The 19,372-nt window shown below is 43.1% G+C and carries 17 protein-coding genes; 13 read left to right on the forward strand and 4 right to left on the reverse strand.

Annotated features, from left to right (window positions below):
* Window positions 1–429, reverse strand: a complete 429-nt coding sequence (locus tag NYP69_RS00175) for a metallopeptidase family protein (RefSeq protein WP_004131993.1) — start codon at window positions 427–429, stop codon at window positions 1–3.
* Window positions 430–547: 118 nt separating this feature from the next.
* On the opposite strand from NYP69_RS00175, the gene NYP69_RS00180 reads away from it, so the two are divergent.
* Together NYP69_RS00180 and NYP69_RS00185 are read left to right on the forward strand one after the other, a co-directional pair.
* Window positions 548–1,360 carry an HAD-IIB family hydrolase gene (locus NYP69_RS00180; protein ID WP_473410433.1) on the forward strand — a complete coding sequence of 271 codons (813 nt, stop codon included), beginning with the start codon at window positions 548–550 and terminating at the stop codon, window positions 1,358–1,360.
* A 77-nt stretch (window positions 1,361–1,437) separates the two neighbouring features.
* Entirely contained in the window at window positions 1,438–2,175 is a 738-nt protein-coding gene (locus NYP69_RS00185) for a ComF family protein (RefSeq protein WP_101889416.1), read from the forward strand.
* 72 nt (window positions 2,176–2,247) lie between these two features.
* Here the strand turns inward: NYP69_RS00185 and NYP69_RS00190 are convergent, their stop codons facing one another.
* The 3 genes from NYP69_RS00190 to glgB are packed head-to-tail and all read right to left on the reverse strand — an operon-like array spanning window position 2,248 to window position 6,430.
* Window positions 2,248–3,396: a sensor histidine kinase gene (locus NYP69_RS00190; protein ID WP_115761585.1), complete on the reverse strand. Its 1,149-nt coding sequence runs from the start codon at window positions 3,394–3,396 to the stop codon at window positions 2,248–2,250.
* The gene (locus NYP69_RS00195; protein ID WP_004131998.1) at window positions 3,368–4,117 is read right to left on the reverse strand and encodes a response regulator transcription factor; all 750 of its coding nucleotides are present in this window, start codon (window positions 4,115–4,117) and stop codon (window positions 3,368–3,370) included. Before NYP69_RS00195 ends, NYP69_RS00190 begins: the two co-directional genes overlap by 29 nt.
* Window positions 4,118–4,159: 42 nt before the next feature.
* On the reverse strand, window positions 4,160–6,430 hold the full coding sequence (glgB, locus tag NYP69_RS00200) for a 1,4-alpha-glucan branching protein GlgB (RefSeq protein ID WP_473410434.1): 2,271 nt from the start codon (window positions 6,428–6,430) through the stop codon (window positions 4,160–4,162).
* A gap of 146 nt (window positions 6,431–6,576) precedes the next feature.
* On the opposite strand from glgB, the gene NYP69_RS00205 reads away from it, so the two are divergent.
* From NYP69_RS00205 to NYP69_RS00255, 11 genes are all read left to right on the forward strand, one after another.
* A complete protein-coding gene (locus NYP69_RS00205; RefSeq protein WP_128813736.1) occupies window positions 6,577–7,173 on the forward strand; it encodes a CarD family transcriptional regulator in 597 nt (198 codons plus the stop codon).
* Between the two features lie 72 nt (window positions 7,174–7,245).
* Window positions 7,246–8,235 carry a tRNA (adenosine(37)-N6)-dimethylallyltransferase MiaA gene (gene miaA, locus NYP69_RS00210; RefSeq protein ID WP_032816129.1) on the forward strand — a complete coding sequence of 330 codons (990 nt, stop codon included), beginning with the start codon at window positions 7,246–7,248 and terminating at the stop codon, window positions 8,233–8,235.
* 151 nt (window positions 8,236–8,386) lie between these two features.
* The gene (locus tag NYP69_RS00215; protein ID WP_016797139.1) at window positions 8,387–9,388 is read left to right on the forward strand and encodes a cation diffusion facilitator family transporter; all 1,002 of its coding nucleotides are present in this window, start codon (window positions 8,387–8,389) and stop codon (window positions 9,386–9,388) included.
* Window positions 9,389–9,472: 84 nt separating this feature from the next.
* Entirely contained in the window at window positions 9,473–10,453 is a 981-nt protein-coding gene (locus NYP69_RS00220; protein ID WP_410294037.1) for a TrmH family RNA methyltransferase, read from the forward strand.
* A 53-nt stretch (window positions 10,454–10,506) separates the two neighbouring features.
* Window positions 10,507–11,574 carry a phenylalanine--tRNA ligase subunit alpha gene (gene pheS / locus NYP69_RS00225; RefSeq protein ID WP_004132005.1) on the forward strand — a complete coding sequence of 356 codons (1,068 nt, stop codon included), beginning with the start codon at window positions 10,507–10,509 and terminating at the stop codon, window positions 11,572–11,574.
* A gap of 3 nt (window positions 11,575–11,577) precedes the next feature.
* Window positions 11,578–14,196: a phenylalanine--tRNA ligase subunit beta gene (pheT, locus tag NYP69_RS00230; protein ID WP_422112712.1), complete on the forward strand. Its 2,619-nt coding sequence runs from the start codon at window positions 11,578–11,580 to the stop codon at window positions 14,194–14,196.
* Window positions 14,197–14,438: 242 nt separating this feature from the next.
* Window positions 14,439–14,981: an arginine repressor gene (locus NYP69_RS00235; RefSeq protein WP_016797133.1), complete on the forward strand. Its 543-nt coding sequence runs from the start codon at window positions 14,439–14,441 to the stop codon at window positions 14,979–14,981.
* 154 nt (window positions 14,982–15,135) lie between these two features.
* A complete protein-coding gene (locus NYP69_RS00240; RefSeq protein ID WP_473410436.1) occupies window positions 15,136–16,029 on the forward strand; it encodes an exodeoxyribonuclease III in 894 nt (297 codons plus the stop codon).
* 69 nt (window positions 16,030–16,098) lie between these two features.
* Window positions 16,099–16,926 (forward strand): DUF3710 domain-containing protein, encoded by an 828-nt coding sequence (locus tag NYP69_RS00245; protein ID WP_473410437.1) that lies wholly within the window; start codon window positions 16,099–16,101, stop codon window positions 16,924–16,926.
* Window positions 16,927–17,016: 90 nt separating this feature from the next.
* Window positions 17,017–17,790: a DUF3159 domain-containing protein gene (locus NYP69_RS00250; protein WP_016636265.1), complete on the forward strand. Its 774-nt coding sequence runs from the start codon at window positions 17,017–17,019 to the stop codon at window positions 17,788–17,790.
* Between the two features lie 42 nt (window positions 17,791–17,832).
* The gene (locus NYP69_RS00255; RefSeq protein WP_473412803.1) at window positions 17,833–19,242 is read left to right on the forward strand and encodes a class I SAM-dependent RNA methyltransferase; all 1,410 of its coding nucleotides are present in this window, start codon (window positions 17,833–17,835) and stop codon (window positions 19,240–19,242) included.
* Window positions 19,243–19,372 lie beyond the last annotated feature (130 nt).

Consider the following 19,372-nt stretch of genomic DNA (forward strand, 5'->3'; position numbering starts at 1 on the left):
TTACAATCCCCAATCTGGGTCGATTTCTTCTGGTCTTCTTCCGTACAATTCTGCTAAACGTTGCACTATTTCGTCTCTAATCGCGTATTGAAGCTCCGCTCTGCTAGTAACGTGTGTGCATAGTGGAAGCCGGTATAAAACTATTCTTTGTGGTATTCCTTTAGATGCAGGAAAAGCTTGAGACATTATTCTTTTATTACTTTCCCACAAAACTGGCTGGCTTGGAGGAACATCTTCTACAGCAAATTGAACGTCTTTTATAAGATTTGACCAAGCACTGTTAAGTCTTCTAATTTGAGCTGCTACCATTGAATCGAACATTCCGCTGGCTGTTCTGTATCTAGGAAGTCGCGTGCCAAACATTGGCGCACGCATGCCGCGTCCGTGGCGGTTTCTATATCTTTTTTGTTCCCATACTAAAGACGTCATACACTTAACTTTATTTGTACGCTAGGGCATTTGATTAATATGCAAACACAAAACGGTGTAGTAAATATGTTGATAATATGGAATACTTGAATTGCACAGTTTGTACAGGAGGAAAGCGTTGGAGCCAAATATTCATGAGTACAATGAGCAGGGGATTTGTGAGCGTCTTGCTTTGTGTTCGCTTATTGGTTTTGACTTAGACAACACTCTTGCATGTTCTAAAAAGCCTATGACTAGTCCAATGTGCAAGGTTTTTGGCGATTTAATCAATAAAATGCCAATTGCGCTAATTACTGGTGGAGACTTGCGACTTGTTAAAAGTCAAGTTCTAAGCGTTTTGCCTGCTTCTACGAATTTAGACAATTTTCACATTATGCCAACTAATGGAACAAGCTATTATCGAATTGTTGATGGCAGTCTTAAATGCGTGTATTCTCACACGATTTCCGTAAAAGACGCAAATCGAATTATTTGCGTTGTTAAAGATTGCGCTAAAAAAATGGGATTACTAAAAAGCGTTGGAGACAAAGACCTTTGGGGTAGTCAAATAGAAAATCGTGGTACTCAAATCACTTTTTCTGCACTAGGGCAGCTTGCTCCAATCGAACTTAAAAAGAATTGGGATCCTAGCGGCAAGCTAAAGGAGCAGCTAGCTGAACAAATTTCTGCATATTTGCCCGACTTTTCTGTGCGAGCTGGCGGAGAGACAAGTGTTGATATTGTTTGCAAAGGAAACAACAAGGCTTATGCTCTTGATTCTCTTTGTAGTATTTGCGAAATTTCGCTAAAATCTGTTGCTTTTGTGGGAGATCGTATGTATAAAGGTGGTAACGATTACCCAACTTCTTTAACAGGAGCTCTTGCGATTTGCGTAAAAAACCCTAATAACACTTTTGAATTGTGCTCTAAGCTATTAGAAAGTCTTAAGTAAAGTTTTAAGTAAAAAGCCTTTAACCACATTGCTCTAATTTTATTGCTATTTGTTTTTAGCATTGCTATCGTCTTTTTATGATTTACAAAAACCTTAACAAAAGCAAACAAAATCGGCTTATTTCCAACGTTTCTTGGGTAAATTTGCTTAAGACCATTCTTAATCTTGCTTTTCCAATTTCTTGTGCTGGCTGCTCAATTGCAGATTGCGTACTTTGCAACGAATGCAAATCAAAGTTTAGTAAGTGGCATATGGATCCGTTTAGCGGAGTGTTTTGCAAAAATATTTATTCTTGTGCAACATACGGATGGGCTGTAAGAAGGTGTATTTTGCAATGGAAAGATCATGGAAACCAACTTTTAGATAAGCCTTTTTCGGACTTGCTTTTTAGCTTGATTATTAGTGTTGTTGGAAACTCAAGCAAAGTGGCCATTATTCCAGTTCCTTCGTCTTCTGCATCTAAAAGAAAGCGCGGCAGAAGTCATATGGATCCAATAGCTAAAAATGTTGTTAAAAGTCTTAAAAAACAAGGTATTGATGCTACTTTTGTTAAAGCAATTAAAATGATTAATGTAAGGGGAAAATCGGTTCAAGCAAGTGGGAGTAGGCAAAGGTCTTTGCGCACGTCTAAAGGTTTATCTGTAAACGTAAAGGGCATTAAAAGCGGGTGCAAAGTGATTATTATAGACGACATTATTACCACGGGGTCTACGCTAAAAAACTGTGTTAAAGAGCTAAATAAAAGCGGTGTTGCTGTTTTTGCGTGTTTTGCGCTGGCTGGAGTGTGGTCTAAAGAAAGCGTTTTATACTCTTAGATTTGCGTGATTATGGGCCTTGCATGATTATGAGCCTTGCGCGATTATGCTATTAAAGTTTGCGCAATCTTTCTATTCGCTATATGTAAGCGGCAATGTTATCTCAAAATTAACTCCGCGCTTATCGTCTACAACTCTAATGTTTCCGTGATGAAGCAGAGCAGCCCATCTTGCAATAGAAAGTCCTAATCCAGTTCCTCCAGACTCTGTTCCCATTCCTTGATTTCCCTTAACAAATCTGCGGAAAATGTCTGCTCGATTTTCTTCAGGAATTTGTGTTCCAAAATTAATAACATTGCAAACTAAAATATTTTTTTCGTGATTCGACTTAGCGCTTATAAGAATCTTAGTGTTGTCTGCAGAATGTTTGATTGCGTTAGATACTACGTTTGTAAACAATTGAGATAGGCGATTTTTGTCTCCAACAAGCATAATGTTGTTCTCAATATTAAGACTTATGCTGTGATTGTGACCCGCGTCTGCGATTTTTACTGTTTCTACAATGTTGTTAATAAAGTCTTTAAAGTCAAAGCTTGTAATAACAAGGCTTTCTGCGCCTGCTTCTACTCTAGATAAGTCAAGAAGAAAAGTGATTAAATCAGCTAATTTATGTGTTTGATTTACGATTGCTTCCATATTGGAAGGCGTTGGCTCCACAACGCCATCTGCAAGGTTTTCTACCATTGCTTGCAAAGCGCTAACAGGCGTTCTAAGCTCATGGCTAACGTTTGCTATAAGGTCTCGGCGCATGTTGTCTGCGTGCTCTAGTTCTTCTGCCATCTCGTTAAAAGCAAGAGTGAGTTTTCCAACTTCGTCTTTTCTGCTTTCGATTTGAACACGCACAGAATAGTCGCCATCTGCCATCGTTTCTGCAGCATCGCGCATTTGTCTAAGTGGGGAAGTTAATCCTCTAGAAAACGCGTATGTTATTCCTAATGCAACTGCAAGAGTTAGTGGCATTGCAATCCAACCACTTAATCCAACTTTTAGTAAAAACCATGCCATAACAAATGCTATAGCGGTTGCAAAAACAATAATCGCAGACAATTCGCCTTTTAATGACGTAAAAAATCCTATTGCGCTTTTAGGATGAGGCAGTGGGTTTTTTAGTGGGCTTTTTAGAGTATTCTTCATTGAATTTTTTAATGAACGCTTTAGCAGATTGCTATTTTTTATGTTCTTATGATCTTTGCTATTTTTGAGAATCAAATTCTGGCTCATAATCTTCTTTAGGTGGCTCAAAAGCGTAGCCTACTCCATGTATTGTGCGAATCCAATCAGATCCAATCTTATGTCTTAAAGATTTAACGTGGGAATCAACTGTGCGCGTTCCCGAAGCATCTGGCCAATCCCAGACTTTTTCTAAAAGCGTTTCTCTTTTTAACACTTCGTGAGGATGATTTGCAAAAGTCGTAAGTAAAGAAAATTCTGTAGGCGTAAAGTGGATTGCTTTTTCGCCAATCGTAACAAGTCTCTGCTTTGTGTCAATAATCAAGTTTCCAAACTTAATTAAAGTGTTGTATTGTTCTCTTTTTGCTATTATTGCAGCGCGCTCAACTCTTCTTAAAAGCGCACCGCATCTTGCAATAAGCTCTCTAGGGGAGAATGGCTTTGTAACGTAGTCGTCTGCTCCTGCGCTTAGTCCAGCCAACTTATCTGCTTCTGAGTCTCTTGCTGTAAGCATAAGAACAGGAATCGGGCATTTAGATACTATTCTTCGCGTTGCTTCTATGCCATCCATAAGCGGAAGCATAATATCCATGATTATAAGGTCTGGTTTTAAGCTTAACGCTGCTTTAACGGCAGACACTCCATCGCAAACAACTCTAGCTTTCCAACCTCTAGCAGCAATTCTTTGTGCTATAGCTGTAGCTAAATCTGGCTCGTCTTCTACAACAAGAATTGTTCGAGGAGCACTTGTTTGTAATGGAGTGTCCAACATTTTACCTAGTTTAGATTCCTTTTTAGCTATTTAATTATTAACTTAATCTAGTGGCTTAAGGAATACAGCTCCAAGTGCTGGAACAGTAATCCTTGCAGAATACGGCCTGGAATGATACTCTTCGGCTGCAGCAGTAAATGTGCCGTTGTGAATATCGGATCCGCAATACTTAGCGTCGTCTGTAGTAAGAATCTCTTGCCACTTTCCGCCCTTAGGTAATGCCACTTGGTAATCTTGCCAAGCTTGACCAGAGAAGTTAACAACAACAACGATTTCTTCGCCGTTGTCTCCGATTCGCATGTAGCTTAATGTATTGTGGTCGGAATCGTCGCTAGTAAGCCACTGGAATCCGTCTGGCGTAAAGTCTTGGCTCCAGAATGCCCTAGAGCTCTTATACAAAGCATTAAGATCTGCAACCAGCTTTTGAACTCCTTGATGGAATGGCCATTGAAGCTCGTGCCAATTAAGCGAATTGTTGAAGTTCCATTCGCAAGACTGGCCGATTTCTCCGCCCATAAACAGAAGATTCTTTCCTGGGTGAGACCATTGATACGCCAAGAGCGCTCGAAGGCCAGCAAATTGTTGCCACTCGTCTCCAGGCATCTTTCCAAGAAGAGATCCCTTGCCATACACAACTTCATCGTGGCTAAGAGGCAACACGTAATGCTCGGAATACGCGTAAACCATAGAGAATGTGATTTCGTTGTGATGCCAACGGCGATTAATCGGTTCTTCTTTAAGGTATTGCAAAGTGTCGTGCATCCAGCCCATGTTCCACTTTAAGCCAAAGCCTAAGCCGCCCATGTCTGTAGGAGCAGTAACGCCTTGGTATGCAGTGGACTCTTCTGCAATCATCATAATTCCAGGATTATTCTTGTATGCAGTAGCGTTTGCTTCCTTAATAAAGTCAATAGCTTCAAGGTTTTCGCGTCCACCATACATGTTTGGACGCCATTGGCCAGCTTCGCGGCTGTAATCCAAGTAGAGCATAGAAGACACGGCATCTACTCGCAAAGCATCAACGTGATATTCGCTAAGCCAGAAGCACGCGTTAGCAACCAAGAAGTTGCGAACCTCGTGTCTGCCAAAGTTAAATATGTACGTTCCCCAATCTGGGTGCTCGCCGCGAAGTGGATCTGGGTCTTCGTAAAGCGCAGTGCCGTCGAATCTGCCCAAAGCAAAGTCATCCTTAGGGAAGTGTGCTGGAACCCAATCCATAATCACACCAATGCCAGCCTTGTGGAGCTTGTTTACTAAGTACTTAAAGTCGTCTGGACTTCCAAGTCTGGAATCAACAGCATAATAGCCAGTAACTTGATATCCCCAAGATCCCGAGAATGGATATTGTGTAAGAGGCATAAACTCAACGTGAGTAAAGCCTTCTTGCTGAACGTAATCAACCAAGTGATCTGCAAGCTCGCGATAATTGTCGTAATCGCGATTCCAGCTATTTGCTTGAACTTCGTAAATGCTAACAGGGCCATCGTGCGCATTCGTCTTTGCGCGATGCTCAAGCCATTCGCTATCGTGCCACTTAAAGTCGGAGTCAACAACAACAGAGCCAGTGTTAGGTGGAACTTCGTGCGAGCGCTCCATTGGGTCTGCCTTCATAATCCAGTTTCCAGCTTGAGTCATAATCTCAAACTTGTAAACCTCGCCTGCGCCTACTCCTGGAATGAAAAGCTCCCAAATTCCGCTAGAGCCAAGTGAACGCATTGCGTGACGGCGGCCATTCCAATAGTTAAAGTTGCCAACAACTCTTACAGCGCGAGCATTTGGAGCCCACACAGTAAAGGATGTTCCAGTAACTTTTTTAACCATTTTGCCTGTTTCTGGGCTTACAAGACCCCAAGAATCAGTAATGCTTTTAACATGAGCGCCAAGTGCTTCCCAAAGTCTTTCGTGCCTGCCTTCGCCAAACAGGTACATGTCCATGTCGCCGATTTGAGGCAAGTAGCGGTATGGGTCGTCGTCTACAGACTCTGTGCCGTCTACTTCTACGGTACGAATGCGGTAGCTAGGAACAGACCATTCTTTGCTTTTAGCGTGCTTAGTTGCAGGAATAGTGGCAACAAAAATGCCATTGTATTCGTTCTGAGCTTCGTATTCGCCGCTCTTAGTGAGAATTGTTACTTTCTTGGCCATTGGTCGTAAAACGCGAACCGTGGCAGTACCGGCGCCATTGCCAGTTCCGAGATGTCCACCAAGGACCTCGTGAGGATTGTAATATTCTGCATTGCTCACCGCAGCAAGCACGTCCTGACGAACGGCAACTGCGATTGCATCTTCATTGATGTTAGATACTGTACTCATGTTGTCTATCATACAACATTATTTGCGTATGTCTTGTGTGTTTTGAGCAAAGTTTGACTAATAAGTCAAAAAAATAATTTAGAAGCGTTCAAGTCTTTGCCTTATGGGAAACTGAAATGAGTTTTTCTGTGCATACGGAGGGTTCTGTGGGTTATCAAGTCGGCGATATGGTCGTCTATCCTCGTCATGGTGCGGCTAGAGTCGAGGAAATTAGTGAACGTACTGTTAAGGGTGTTACTAGGCAATATTTGCGCTTAGTCGTATTGTCTTCAGATGGTTTAGAGATTAACGTTCCTGTAGATAATGTTAAAAAAGTTGGCGTTAGAGACATTGTTGGCGCCAAAGAAGTTGCTAAAGTTTTTGAGATTTTGCGTACGCCAATCATTGAAAAAGAAATGAATTGGTCTAGAAGATACAAGCTTAACGTTGAGAAAATTGCCACGGGCGATGTTAATAAGATTGCGGAAGTTGTTCGCGATTTGTCGCAGCGAGACGTTGATGAACACGGACTTTCTGCTGGAGAAAAGCGCATGCTTGCGCGCGCTCGCAGTATTCTTATATCGGAAATCGCATTATCGGAAAAGATTGACGAGACTCAAGCAGAACGTTTGCTTAATGTGAATCTTGGATATGCTAATCCTTTGCCTGGAGACGAGGAACACCATACTCATGCTCCAGAAGAAGCAGCTGCAGATACTCTTAGATTGCTTGCGGAAAAGTCTAAAAAAGCTAAGAAGAAGTAAGTCTATTTTTATTAGCTTAAATTTTATTAGCTTAAATTTTATTAGCTTAAATTTGCTACGTAGGAGCGCATTGTGTGCAAACCGCCGAAAGTGATTTCGATTGTAGGACCAACAGCATCTGGCAAAACGAGTCTTGGTATTGCGATTGCAAAGAAATTTGCTGAACGTGGTGTAAAAGCGGAAATTATTAACGCAGACGCATATCAAATGTACCGCTACATGGATATTGGTACAGCAAAAGCCACTAAAGAAGAGCAAAGCGCGGTTAAGCACCATTTAATAGACATTATTGACCCGCAAGAGGTAATGAGCGTTGCAAAGTTTCAAACGCTTGCTAGGCAATGCATACGCGATTTGCAAGAAAAAGGTATTCGCCCGATTCTTGTTGGAGGATCTGGTCTATATGCTCGCGCTGCCGTAGACGATATAACTTTTCCTGGCACAAATCCTGATGTTCGCAAAGCTTTGGAAGAGCGCGAAAAATCGCAAGGAGCAATGGCGCTTTTTGAAGAATTACAAAAGCTAGACCCCGTTGCAGCTAAAAATATGGATCCAAGAAATTCGCGCCGAACAATTCGCGCGCTAGAAGTTATTGAGCTAACAGGCAAACCGTATTCTGCAACTTTGCCAAAATACAAGTATTTGATTGATTGCGTGCAAATCGGATTGGACTTAAGTAGAGAAGATTTAGATGCACGAGTGGATCTTCGCACAAAAATGATGCGCGAGCAGGGTTTTGTAAACGAAGTTAAAGAGATTCGCTCAAAGCTTGGTGTTACTGCTATAAGGGCTTTGGGATACAAGCAAATAATGGACTATTTAGACGGTTTGTGTAGTGAAGACGAAGCATTTGACGATATTGCGCAAAAAACTAGGCGACTTGCACGCAAGCAAATGGGCTGGTTTGGAAGAGACTCGCGTATTCATTGGATTAATGCTTTGAAATCAAATGTTGTTGACGATGCTATGGAAATAATCGACGCGGCGGATAATGGTAATTTTAAAGATGATTTGATTGCTGAATCAACTTCTCATCATCTTGGCGCGTTAATTGTCGAATAGTAATAATAGAATAAGTTTTTAGATAATTAATCTTTAGATGTTTATGCGTGAACCCTAGCTTAGGCTGGGGTTCATTGCGTATAAGGCATATTGGGAATGATATTGAGAAACGATATCGAGATACTTATTTGTATGAACATAGGAGATTTGTGTGAATAATCATCATTTGTCAAACTCTTCCAGTGAAATCTTAGAGAAGAATGATTTAAGTACTTCTGGAACTAATGCCGCTTCTTTGCAAGATGCTATTAGCGCAAGTCACGCGCATCAGCATAAGCTTTCGCTATCACTAGCGTTAACGTCAATTGTGTTTTTGGCAGAAGTAATCGGATCTATTTTAACTAATTCGATTTCTTTGCTGATTGATGCTGGTCATATGCTAACGGATATTTCCGTTTTAGCTGCATCTACGGTTACTGCGATTTTAATGCGCAAAAAGCCTAATGCAAAGCGCACTTGGGGGTGGGCAAGGCTAGAAGTGATTACTGCTGCAGCTGGCGCTCTTGTGCTTCTTTTTGTAGGCGTTTATGCGATTGTGGAGTCGGGGATGCGTCTTTTTGGCGCAAGTCATAATGAAATTCACAGTGTAAGTCAGCTGCTTTTCTTTGGTATTCTAGGTCTTCTTGCAAATATTGCTTCGCTTATAATTCTTGTTTCTCAATCTAAAGACAATATGAATATGCGAGCAGCGTTTTTGGAAGTTATGAACGATGCTTTAGGCTCTGTAGCAGTAGTTGTTTCTGCATTAGTTATGATAGCTACAAATTGGAGCGGTTTCGACGCTGTAGCTGGCGGAATTATAGCAATTTTGATGATTCCTAGAGCGTTGCACTTGCTTAAAAATGCTGTAAAAGTTTTGCTTGAGCAAACTCCAGAAGGATTGGATATAGAAAAAGTTCGTGACCATCTTGAGCACGTTCCTCACGTTCTTGCTGTTCACGATTTGCATGCAAGTACTGTTTCTACAGGAATGCCTATTTTTATGGCGCATGTTGTTGTTGAGCGCGATTTGACGATGGGGCAGTGTGCAGATATTTTAAGCCAGCTTCAAGATTGTTTGCGTGAGCATTTTCCAGTTTCTGTTTCGCACACAACATTCCAGTTGGAGCCAGAGGGCTATACTACTCAAAGTTCGTCGGAGCATCACGAGTAGTTTTGTTGAGTAGTTTTGTATTGCAACAGTTACGTGTGTTGTAAATACATGTAAATGTAAATACATGTAAAGTAGAGTGATATTATGCCGTTAAAAGAGTTAATAGACAACGCGCATAGCGATCGCGTTAAGCGCATTTGTGCAATAATTCGCGCAAAATCGCGAGTGGATGGGCGCTTTTTAGTTGAAGGCCCGCAAAGCGTTAGGGAAGCTGTAAGGTACGCGCGTAAATCGATTTTAGACATTTATGTTTTGCAAGATGCTGTTAATAGTGGCAGTAATCGTAGTTATAGTGGCGTCACGAGTAATGGTGGCCCTATAGAAGTAATCGCTAAAATCGTTGACGAATCATTAAAAAATAATTGCTATGTTCATCCTGCAACGGCAGAAGTTATGCGAAAAATCAGCACGGATTGCCAGGGGATTGTTGCGCTTTGTGATTCTAAGGTTTTAGACGAAGAATTTAGTAAAGAATTTAATAAGATTAGTGAGGCTAATAAAGCTGGGCTAGAGAGCAGCGATGATACTAAATCTTGCAAAAACAAAAACATATTAATTGCATCATGTTGGCAAGTAAGAGATCCAGGCAACGCTGGCGCGATTATTCGCGTTGCAGACGTAGCTGGATGCAATGCTGTTGTTTTTGTTGACGATTGCGTAAGCCGATTTAACTCAAAGCTTGTTCGATCTAGTGCAGGATCGTTATTCCACTTGCCAGTAGTAAAAATGAGCGAAAACGAATGGTTTGATTGGGCAAAAAATGCAAAGATTAAAGTGATTGCTGCTGATATTTATGGCACGGAAAATAAAAAGCCAAAGTCGTTTGCGCGTGTTTTAGATTCGTTTAGAAATGAGTCTAATATCGCCGATAATGTCACCTCTAATGTCGCAATATTATTTGGAAACGAAGCCAGAGGATTGCCGCAAGAAGTCTTAAATAAAGTAGACGAAATATCGGTAATACCAATCTACGGAAAAGCAGAATCAATGAACTTAGCAACCAGTGCAGCGGTAATGCTAATGGGCTTGGCTATGTCTAGTCATGAGCGAAAAATGGGGATTTGAGACGTTTTTTGAATGCTTCACAAAAGTACGCATACACGGATAGGAAGGGTGCTGTGGCAAAGAGTCAGCCATTTGACGCAAAGTCAATTACAAAGGTAGTAAAAGAGGGCATTGCTTGTGTTCAAGCCGCTAAAACAATGGAAGATTTAAAAGCGGCAAAAACTAAGTATGCTGGCGCTCAGTCTGCAATGACACTTGCTAGCAAAGCTATTGGAAGTCTTCCAGTAGAAGAAAAGAAAGAAGCTGGCAAAGTAATGTCTGCTTTGCGTGCTGATTTTGGTAGGGAATTTGCAGCGGCTCAAGAGCGTATTAAAGCTCTAGAAGAAGCAAACATGCTTCAAAAAGAAACAGTCGATATGACTTTGCCAATAAATCGTAAGCCGCTTGGCGCTCGCCATCCGATTGCGCGTATTATTGAAGATTTTGAAGACTTTTTTGTGTCTATGGGTTGGCAGATTTCTGCAGGTCCAGAAGTTGAAACAGAGTGGTTCGACTTTGATGCATTGAACTTTGGTCCAGATCATCCTGCTCGCCAAATGCAAGACACTTTCTACGTGCAAGGAAATCAAGCAAAGGATGCTGCAGGATTTGTTGGATCTAACATGGTTTTGCGTACGCAAACTTCTTCCGACCAGGTTCGCGCGTTAATTGAGAGAGGCGTTCCTCTGTACATTGCATCCCCAGGTCGCGTGTTCCGCACGGATGAGCTTGATGCAACGCATACGCCAGTCTTCCATCAATGCGAAGCTTTGGCTGTAGATAAGCACTTAAGCATGGCAGATTTAAAGGGTGTGCTAGATCGCCTTGCTGTTGCAATGTTTGGCCCAGATGCAAAAAGCCGTTTGCGTCCAAGCTACTTCCCGTTCACGGAGCCTAGCGCAGAGTTGGATCTTTGGTTCCCAGATAAAAAGGGCGGCCCAGGTTGGATTGAATGGGGCGGATGCGGAATGGTTAACCCGAACGTTCTTAAGTCTGCAGGCTTAGACCCAGATGTTTATACGGGATTTGCTTTCGGTGTTGGTTTGGAGCGCACTTTGCTGCTTCGTCACGATATTAACGATATGCACGATTTGGTTGAAGGCGATAAGCGCTTCGCAGAACAGTTTGTGATGGGAGAGTAACTCATGCCAATGGTAGATATTGACTGGCTTAAAGATCATGTTGAAGTGCCAGAAGGTTTGACTTATGATCAGCTTGCTAAAGATTTGGTGCGAGTTGGCTTAGAAGAAGAAGAGATTCACGATTCTCAAGTTACAGGTCCTATTGTTGTAGGTTACGTTGTTGATGCTACTCCAGAGCCACAAAAGAATGGCAAGGTTATTAATTGGTGCCATGTTGATGTTGGAGATAAATACAACGAGGTAGACGAAAATGGCAATAAGGTTCCTCGTGGAATTATTTGCGGTGCTCCAAATATGGCTGCTGGAGAAAAGGTTGTTGTAACTCTTCCTGGCGCTGTTTTGCCTGGCGATTTTAAGATTGAGCCTCGCAAAACTTACGGCCACATTTCTAATGGAATGTGCGCGTCCGAGCGCGAGCTTGGGTTGGGAGATAGTCACGATGGCATTATTTTGCTTCGCGAATATGGATTCTCTAAAGCAGAATATGAGGCGTTAAAGCCTGGAGATGACGCAATGTCGCTTCTTCACTTAAACAAGCCTTTGCTAGAGATTAACATCACTCCTGATCGCGGATACGCGTTCTCGTACAGGGGTGTTGCGCGCGAATATCACCATTCAACTGGTGCTGCATACACGGATCCTGTAGTGGAACTTAATAATAAGGCAAGTCAAGTTTCTGTTGAAAACGCGTCTACAGATATTGAAGTTAGCATTGAAGATACAAACCCTATTCATGGTGTTGTTGGATGCGATCGATACTACGCGCGTGTAGTTAGAAACTTTAATCCACAATCCGCAAGCCCTAATTGGATGCGTAGGCGTTTGACTCGCGCTGGAATGCGTGGAATATCTCTTGCAGTAGACGTTACAAATTACGTAATGCTTGACTTGGGTCAGCCTCTTCACGCTTATGATTTAGATAAGATTGAAGGTCCTATTGTTGTTCGCCGCGCTAAAGCTGGGGAGCATTTAACAACTTTAGATGGCAAAGATAGAGAGCTTAACGTTGAGGACTTGCTTATTTGCGATTCTCCAAAGGGAAATCACGGTTCGCGTGTTCTTGGACTTGCTGGCGTAATGGGCGGAATGTATGGAGAAGTGACGAGCGAAACAAAGAATATTCTTGTTGAAGCTGCACACTTTGATCCCGTTTCTATTGCTCGTACAGCTCGTAGACACAAGCTTCCAACCGAGGCTTCTCGCCGCTTTGAGCGCGGAGTAGATACTCAGCTTCAGCCTGCAGCTGCGCAAATGGCTGTTACAATGCTTAGCGAGCTTGGCTCTGGAGAGCCTTCTAATACGCCTACAGACGTAAACAATACTGTTGATAGAAACGTTATTGTTTTCAAAGCTAGCGAGGTAGAGCGTGTTTCTGGATTAAGCATTGATTTGAACCGCATTAGCGATATTCTTACGGATATTGGATGCTCGGTTGCTGGCGGCGGAAATGGTTCGTTCTCTGTTTTGCCTCCAACTTGGCGCCCAGACTTGAATGATCCATGCGATTTGGTTGAAGAAATCGCGCGCTTGGTTGGCTACGATGAAATTCCTGTTAAGGTTCCAGCTGTTCCTGTTACTGGCAAAACTGGTTTAACGCAGGAACAAGCAACTCGTAGAGCTATTGCTTATGAGCTTGCAGAAATGGGCTTGGTTGAATCTTTGAGCTACCCATTTGTTGGTAAGGAAGATTTTGATGCTTTCCGCGAAGACGTTGATTCTGTTGCTAAAATTAGCGTAAAAATCGCAAATCCTTTGGCTGGCGATCGTCCTTGGCTTCGCAGGAATGTTCTTACCACTTTAGCTGGAACGGTTCGCAGAAATATTCGCCGCGGTTTGAGCAATGTTTCGCTTTATGAGCTTGGCCACGTGTATTTTGCAGATCCTAATGCTCCTGCAATTCCTGCTTTGCCTGGCTCGGTTCGACCTACGGATGCTCAGCTTGCAGCTTTGGATGCAGGTTTGCCTAAGCAGCCTTTGCATGTTGCAGCGCTTTTTACTGGTAAAGCAGAAGAAACTGGCTGGCTTGGTACGCATCGAGACGTTGATTACAGCGATGCTCTAGAAGCTGTTCAGCGTTTAGGAAAGCGCATCGGCGTTGATTTTAAGATTTGTCAGCTTAGTGCAAACGATGCTCCTGCCTCTTGGCATCCAGGCCGTACTGCCAAAGTGTTTGTTGCTGTTGATGGCGGCGACGATGTTGAAATTGGCATTGTTGGCGAGCTTCACCCTAGCGTGAATGAGAATTTGGATTTGCCAAAGCATTCTGCAGCATTCGAGCTTGATTTGAGCGCATTGTTTAATGCTATGCAAGTTAAGCCTGTTCAAGCAAAGCCTGTTTCTACATTCCCACCTGTTAAACAGGACTTTGCGTTTGTTGCTCCTTCTTCTTTGAGTGCTAGCGACTTAGAGAAAGCTATTGTTAAAGCTTCTGGCGATTTGCTTGAGTCTATAGAGTTGTTCGATGTTTATGAAGGCGAGCAGCTTTCAGATGGTTTGCGCTCTCTTGCTTATTCTGTGACTTTTAGAGCTGCAGATCGTACGCTTTCTGGCGAAGAAATGGAAGCTGTTCGAGAAGCAATTACAAAAGCGGCTAAAGATTTGCATGCAACTTTGCGCGTGTAAAATCGTGAATTAGCTTTTGATTAATGCGGCTGAATAACTATTCTTTAGTTGTTTGGCCGCATTTTTTATTGTGATTTTATTGTGATTTTTATCCAGTATATTCGTTATATCCAATATGCAAATATTAATAAAGATCAATATATATTAGTAAATATTGGCCAATCTTGGTAAATATACGGAAAGTTATGCATATATACATGTATATTAGATTGGAATAGTTTTTTTAGAAAGGTTTGTCAGCTATGGTTCATGCAAAGAAGAATTTTGGGAATTTTGATGATAATGACTCTGCTGGCAAACAGCGTCCTGCAACTAAGGCTGCGCGATTAAACGCGATTGAGCAGGCGCTTTTAAGCGAGGTTATTACTTCTCAATCGCAGCTTGCTGCTGTTTTGGCTCGTAATGGTTTTGATGTTACTCAAGCAACTCTGAGTCGCGATTTAGACGAGATAAATGCTGTTAAAATTCGTCTTACAGATGGCAGAATTGCGTACGTCTTGGGAGATGGAACTGGCAACCGTCACGCAATGGATACGGTTAGGATTGATCAGCAAGTTGCAAGAACTCTTTCTGGTCTTATTACAGAAGTTGGATTTGCTAATAATATTGTTGTGATTCACACTCCTTCGGGTGCTGCTCAATATGTTGCTAGTGTTATTGATAGACAGCCGTTAAAGGGGATTTTAGGTTCGGTTGCTGGCGATGATACCGTGCTTATGGTTTGTGTTTCTAACGAAGAAGCGGAAAATCGTGCAAATTGGATGCTTTCTGTTGCGTCACGGTAGTTGAAAATCTGTAGCAAAGCTGCGCGCAAAGATACAATTATTGATATAAATATACAATTATTCGTTATTTTGTAATATGCATTTGTAATATTCATTTGTAATATTCATTTGTAATATTCATTTGTAATATGCATATTCGATTAGAGTGGATTTTATGATTACTATTGCAACTTCAAACTTGAATGGTATTCGCGCTGCAGAGCGCAAGGGGATGCTTGATTGGGTGCAAAATCACACTCCAGATGTGTGGTGTATGCAAGAGGTTCGCGCTCCGCAAGATGCGATTGACCCGATTATGGGTAAAATCAAGGATTTGTATGCGTCTAAAAGTGGTGAATCTGTGCAAGATGAATCTGTGCAAGATGAATCTGTGCAAAATGACAAACAATTTTGCGTTACAAATCAGATTTGCGATATAAAAGGGCGTGCTGGAGTAGCGCTTGTAACATCTTTGCCAGTTGTAAGTCAGCGCTATGGCCTGCCTGGTTTAAGCGAAGACGTGGATTCTGGCCGCTGGATAGAAACCGACGTTCATACGCCTGAAGGGTATGATATTACGGTTGCTTGCGTGTATGTTCACGCTGGAAATGTTGACGATCCGCAGAAAATGCATCAAAAATTCCGCTTTTTAGACACTATGCTTACGCGATTAGGGGAGCTTAGAGATATTGCTGCAAGTGGCGGAAATCAGGCGATTTTGTGTGGTGACTTTAATATTGCACACACCCCTTTTGATATTAAAAACGCTAAAGCGAATGAGAAAAGTGCTGGATTTTTGCCAGAGGAGCGCGCGTACATCGACCGCTGGATTAACGAGTATGAATTTGTAGACGTTATGCGAATGCTTGCTGGCAATATTCAAGGGCCATACACGTGGTGGAGTCAGCGCGGCAAGGCTTTTGATAACAATGTTGGATGGCGTTTAGACTATCAATTTGCTACTCCAGAGCTTGCGGAAACTGCTTGCGGATTCGTGATTGATCGCGCGCCAAGCTACGATTCGCGTTGGTCGGACCATGCTGCGCTAAGCATAAGATACAATGTGTGATTTTGCTTTGCTTGTGGTAATCTTGTGAAGTTGAGTAAAAGTGGCATTGGCCGTTAGAAAAGAGGAATCATGGGATGGTTTAAGTCGAAGCGCAAGGCTAAAGCTGATAGTAAAAATGCTGGAAATCTTGCGGATTTGCAATCCCAAAATTCGGCCTTAAACGAGCTTATTGAAGGCGGATACAGCGCAGACACGTATTTGGGTCGAGGAAATCTTAGAGGTCCTTGGAATATTTCAGACGAAAAAGTTCCTGATTTAAGTACATATATTGACTTCGGAGCTATTCGTATTCCGTATTTGCAAGGAATAGAGTTGCGCGTAAAAAAGCAGCGCGAGTCTAACCAAGTTCTTGGCATAACAGTTACGTATAGGTCTTCTAGTGTAGAAGTTGAAGCGTTTGCAGCTCCTAAAACAGAAGGAATCTGGAACGAAGTTCGCGCGGATTTGCTTAAGGGGAATTCTGATGCCAGGGAAGTGAATGGCGTTTTTGGCAAAGAGATTATATTACCAGTTAAAGTTGAAGATAAGACTGTAGATACGCGAATTGTTGGAGTTGACGGTCCGCGTTGGATGCTTCGCGGAGTTTTTTCTGGTGTAGCTGCTGGCGATTCTTCGGTTGCTGGTGATGCAAAAAAGGCGAGTGATGAAGCAGTTTTGCTTAACAAGTGGTTTAGCGACATTGTTGTAGACCGAGGCAGTGAGCCATTAGCTCCTCGAGATATGATTCCAATGCATGATGTTTCGGTTCCTAGAGATTCTGACAATGGTGGTTCTGGCGATTCTGCTGGTGATTCTGGTGAAATTCCAGGCCGTCCAAAGGGTCCGCTTGGCGCAGATCAGCAGGTAGAAGTCAAAACTACGCTAACTCGCGGTCCAATGTTCTCTGAAGTTCGTTAGTAAAGCTTTATAGTAAAAGTCGAATAGCAAAAGTCGAATAGTTGAATAGCAAAAGTCGTTAGCAAAAGTCATGTAGCAAAGGATATTGTCTTGGAAAAAAATGCGAGCAGCAAAAAACGCTCAGGATTAGCCTCTTTAGCTTCCATCGGTTCCGAAGGAAAAGCGTTTTCTGTGATTGACTCCATTGGCGGAGTTCGAGGCGTAATCGAATCCATGCTTCCAGGATTACTGTTTGTTATTTGCTTTGTTGTAACGCGAAACGTGCAAACAACGGTTATTGCGTCTGCAGCTCTTGCAGTTTTGCAAGTGGTGGCGCGACTTATTCAACGTCAGTCGATTATGGGCGCGCTAAGTGGGCTTGTTTCCGTTGGAATATGCCTTATTTGGGTGTGGACTAGTCATCAAGCGCGCGACTACTACATGATGGGCTTTATTACAAACGCTGTTTATGGTGCGCTTCTTGCGATTTCGCTGATTGCGCGCGTGCCAGCTCTTGGGCTTGTGATTGAGTCGATTCGCAAAATGCCTACGGAAAATTTTGGCGCGTGGCTGCACGAATGGCTTGATTACAGGCCACTTAAGCGTGCATACATGTATGTTACTGGATTGTGGATTGGTGTTTTTGCGCTGAGGCTTGTTTTGCAAGTGCCATTATATTTGACGAATCACGTTGTGTGGCTTGGCACTGTTCGATTGCTTATGGGATTGCCGTTCTGGGCGCTGGCAATTTGGGTTTCTTACTTGATTATTGCAACGCCATTTATGCGTCTTCATCATAAAAATCGAGAAGTAGAGCAGAGTGAAGTAGAGCAGAGTGAAGTAAATTCTAGCGAAGCAAAATCTAGCGAAGCAAAATCAGCTTAACAAAAAATCAGCTTAACAAAACGCAAAACTAAGGGGTAGTACATGCAAGTAACGATGCGAATCGAGAGATATGCGGATCAAGGCAGATGCGTAGGTCATCTCGAAGGACGCGTTGTATTCGTGCGATTTGCGCTCCCTGGTGAGCTGGTTGTTGTGCGCATGGATGAGCCGATGCGTGCAAAAGCGCACTTTTTTACTGGCGAAGTTGTAGAAGTTTTGGAGCCTAGTGCGGATCGTGTGGAGCCGCAATGGAAGCTCGCTGGCCCGCTGTCTCAGGGCGGCGGAGTTGGCGGCGCGGATTTAATTCACGTTTCTTTGCCTGGTCAGATTCGTTGGAAGGCTTCCGTAATTGCCAATCAATTCCAGCGTTTAGCGCATATGGATGTTGCGGAAAGCGATGTTAGTGTTGAGCGCATTCCAGGGGACGAGGAGCTTAACGGATTTAATTGGCGTACGCGCATGGAGTTGGTTGCAGATGATGAAGGGCGATTGTCTATGCGTAAGCGCGAGTCGCATGATCGCATTGCGATTGATACTATGCCACTTGCGTCGCGCGCGGTTTTGGCTGTTGCGGATTCTTTGGATTTGTGGAATCGTTCTTTCTCGCCAAATGCGCAAATTCGCCTTGCTGTTCCAGAGCCTCGGGTTGAGGGTTTGGATTTTAGTGACAGGGCTGCGCTACTTAATGCGATTGGCGAAAATTATGCGCTTATAGTAAATGATGAGTTGATTGCAGGCTCGGCATTGTTGCGCGAGCGCGTGCGCGTTGCGGTTGCTGGCGATTCATCGCGTATGCGCACTTTTGACTACGATGTTGACGCGCGCGGTTTTTGGCAGATTCACCGCGCAGCTCCAGAGCATTTAGTGAACTACGTTTTGGGATTAGTTCGTTCTGCTCTTGGTGGTCGCACTAAGAATACGGTTTTGTGGGATTTGTATTCTGGTTCGGGTTTGTTTACGATTCCGCTTGCGACTTTGGCTAATGTTGGCGGAGATGCTGCTGGTGATGCAGGTTTCGCTGGAGCTGCAGAGCCAGCTCGCGTGCTTAGCATTGAGGGTGCGCCGATTGCTGTAAAGAACGCAAGGCGAAACATTGGGCGCGCAGGGCTTAGCAGAGATATTGTTGAAGCTTTGCAAGGCGATGTTGCGCAAACGCTTGAATCGCAGGTGTTTAAGGCGAGTAAGTCATCTAAGATTGTGCGCCGATTTGCGCATCCAGATGTTGTTGTGTTGGATCCTCCGCGCGCTGGTGCTAAAGCTCAAGTTTGTAAGCAGATTGCGAAGTCTGGGGCTAGAAGCGTTGTGTATGTCGCTTGCGATCCGACTAGTCTTGCTCGCGATGTTGGTACGTTTAAGGAGCTTGGCTACAGCGTTCAGTCTTTGCGCGCGTTCGACATATATCCCAACACTCACCACGTCGAGAGTGTTGTATTGATGTCAAAGGCTGATTAGGTGGGTGCAAGTTTGCCCTTGTGTAGCAGGGGTTAGCGAGGGCTATCGTTAAAAGGTTTAATGCGAAGCGGATTTAAGCTGGGTTCTCGCGGTTTTTGAGCGTGATTTTGCTGTATGAGGGAAGATATCG

This window comes from Gardnerella sp. c17Ua_118 (assembly GCF_055804255.1).

Excerpts from the sequence above, each read along its gene's own strand:
- NYP69_RS00175 (WP_004131993.1), bottom strand. The coding sequence starts at position 429 with ATGACGTCTTTAGTATGGGAACAAAAAAGATATAGAAACCGCCACGGA.
- NYP69_RS00185 (WP_101889416.1), top strand. The coding sequence starts at position 1,438 with ATGATTTACAAAAACCTTAACAAAAGCAAACAAAATCGGCTTATTTCC.
- NYP69_RS00190 (WP_115761585.1), bottom strand. The coding sequence starts at position 3,396 with ATGAGCCAGAATTTGATTCTCAAAAATAGCAAAGATCATAAGAACATA.
- NYP69_RS00195 (WP_004131998.1), bottom strand. The coding sequence starts at position 4,117 with ATGTTGGACACTCCATTACAAACAAGTGCTCCTCGAACAATTCTTGTT.
- glgB (WP_473410434.1), bottom strand. The coding sequence starts at position 6,430 with ATGAGTACAGTATCTAACATCAATGAAGATGCAATCGCAGTTGCCGTT.
- NYP69_RS00220 (WP_410294037.1), top strand. The coding sequence starts at position 9,473 with ATGCCGTTAAAAGAGTTAATAGACAACGCGCATAGCGATCGCGTTAAG.
- pheT (WP_422112712.1), top strand. The coding sequence starts at position 11,578 with ATGCCAATGGTAGATATTGACTGGCTTAAAGATCATGTTGAAGTGCCA.
- NYP69_RS00235 (WP_016797133.1), top strand. The coding sequence starts at position 14,439 with ATGGTTCATGCAAAGAAGAATTTTGGGAATTTTGATGATAATGACTCT.
- NYP69_RS00240 (WP_473410436.1), top strand. The coding sequence starts at position 15,136 with ATGATTACTATTGCAACTTCAAACTTGAATGGTATTCGCGCTGCAGAG.
- NYP69_RS00245 (WP_473410437.1), top strand. The coding sequence starts at position 16,099 with ATGGGATGGTTTAAGTCGAAGCGCAAGGCTAAAGCTGATAGTAAAAAT.
- NYP69_RS00255 (WP_473412803.1), top strand. The coding sequence starts at position 17,833 with ATGCAAGTAACGATGCGAATCGAGAGATATGCGGATCAAGGCAGATGC.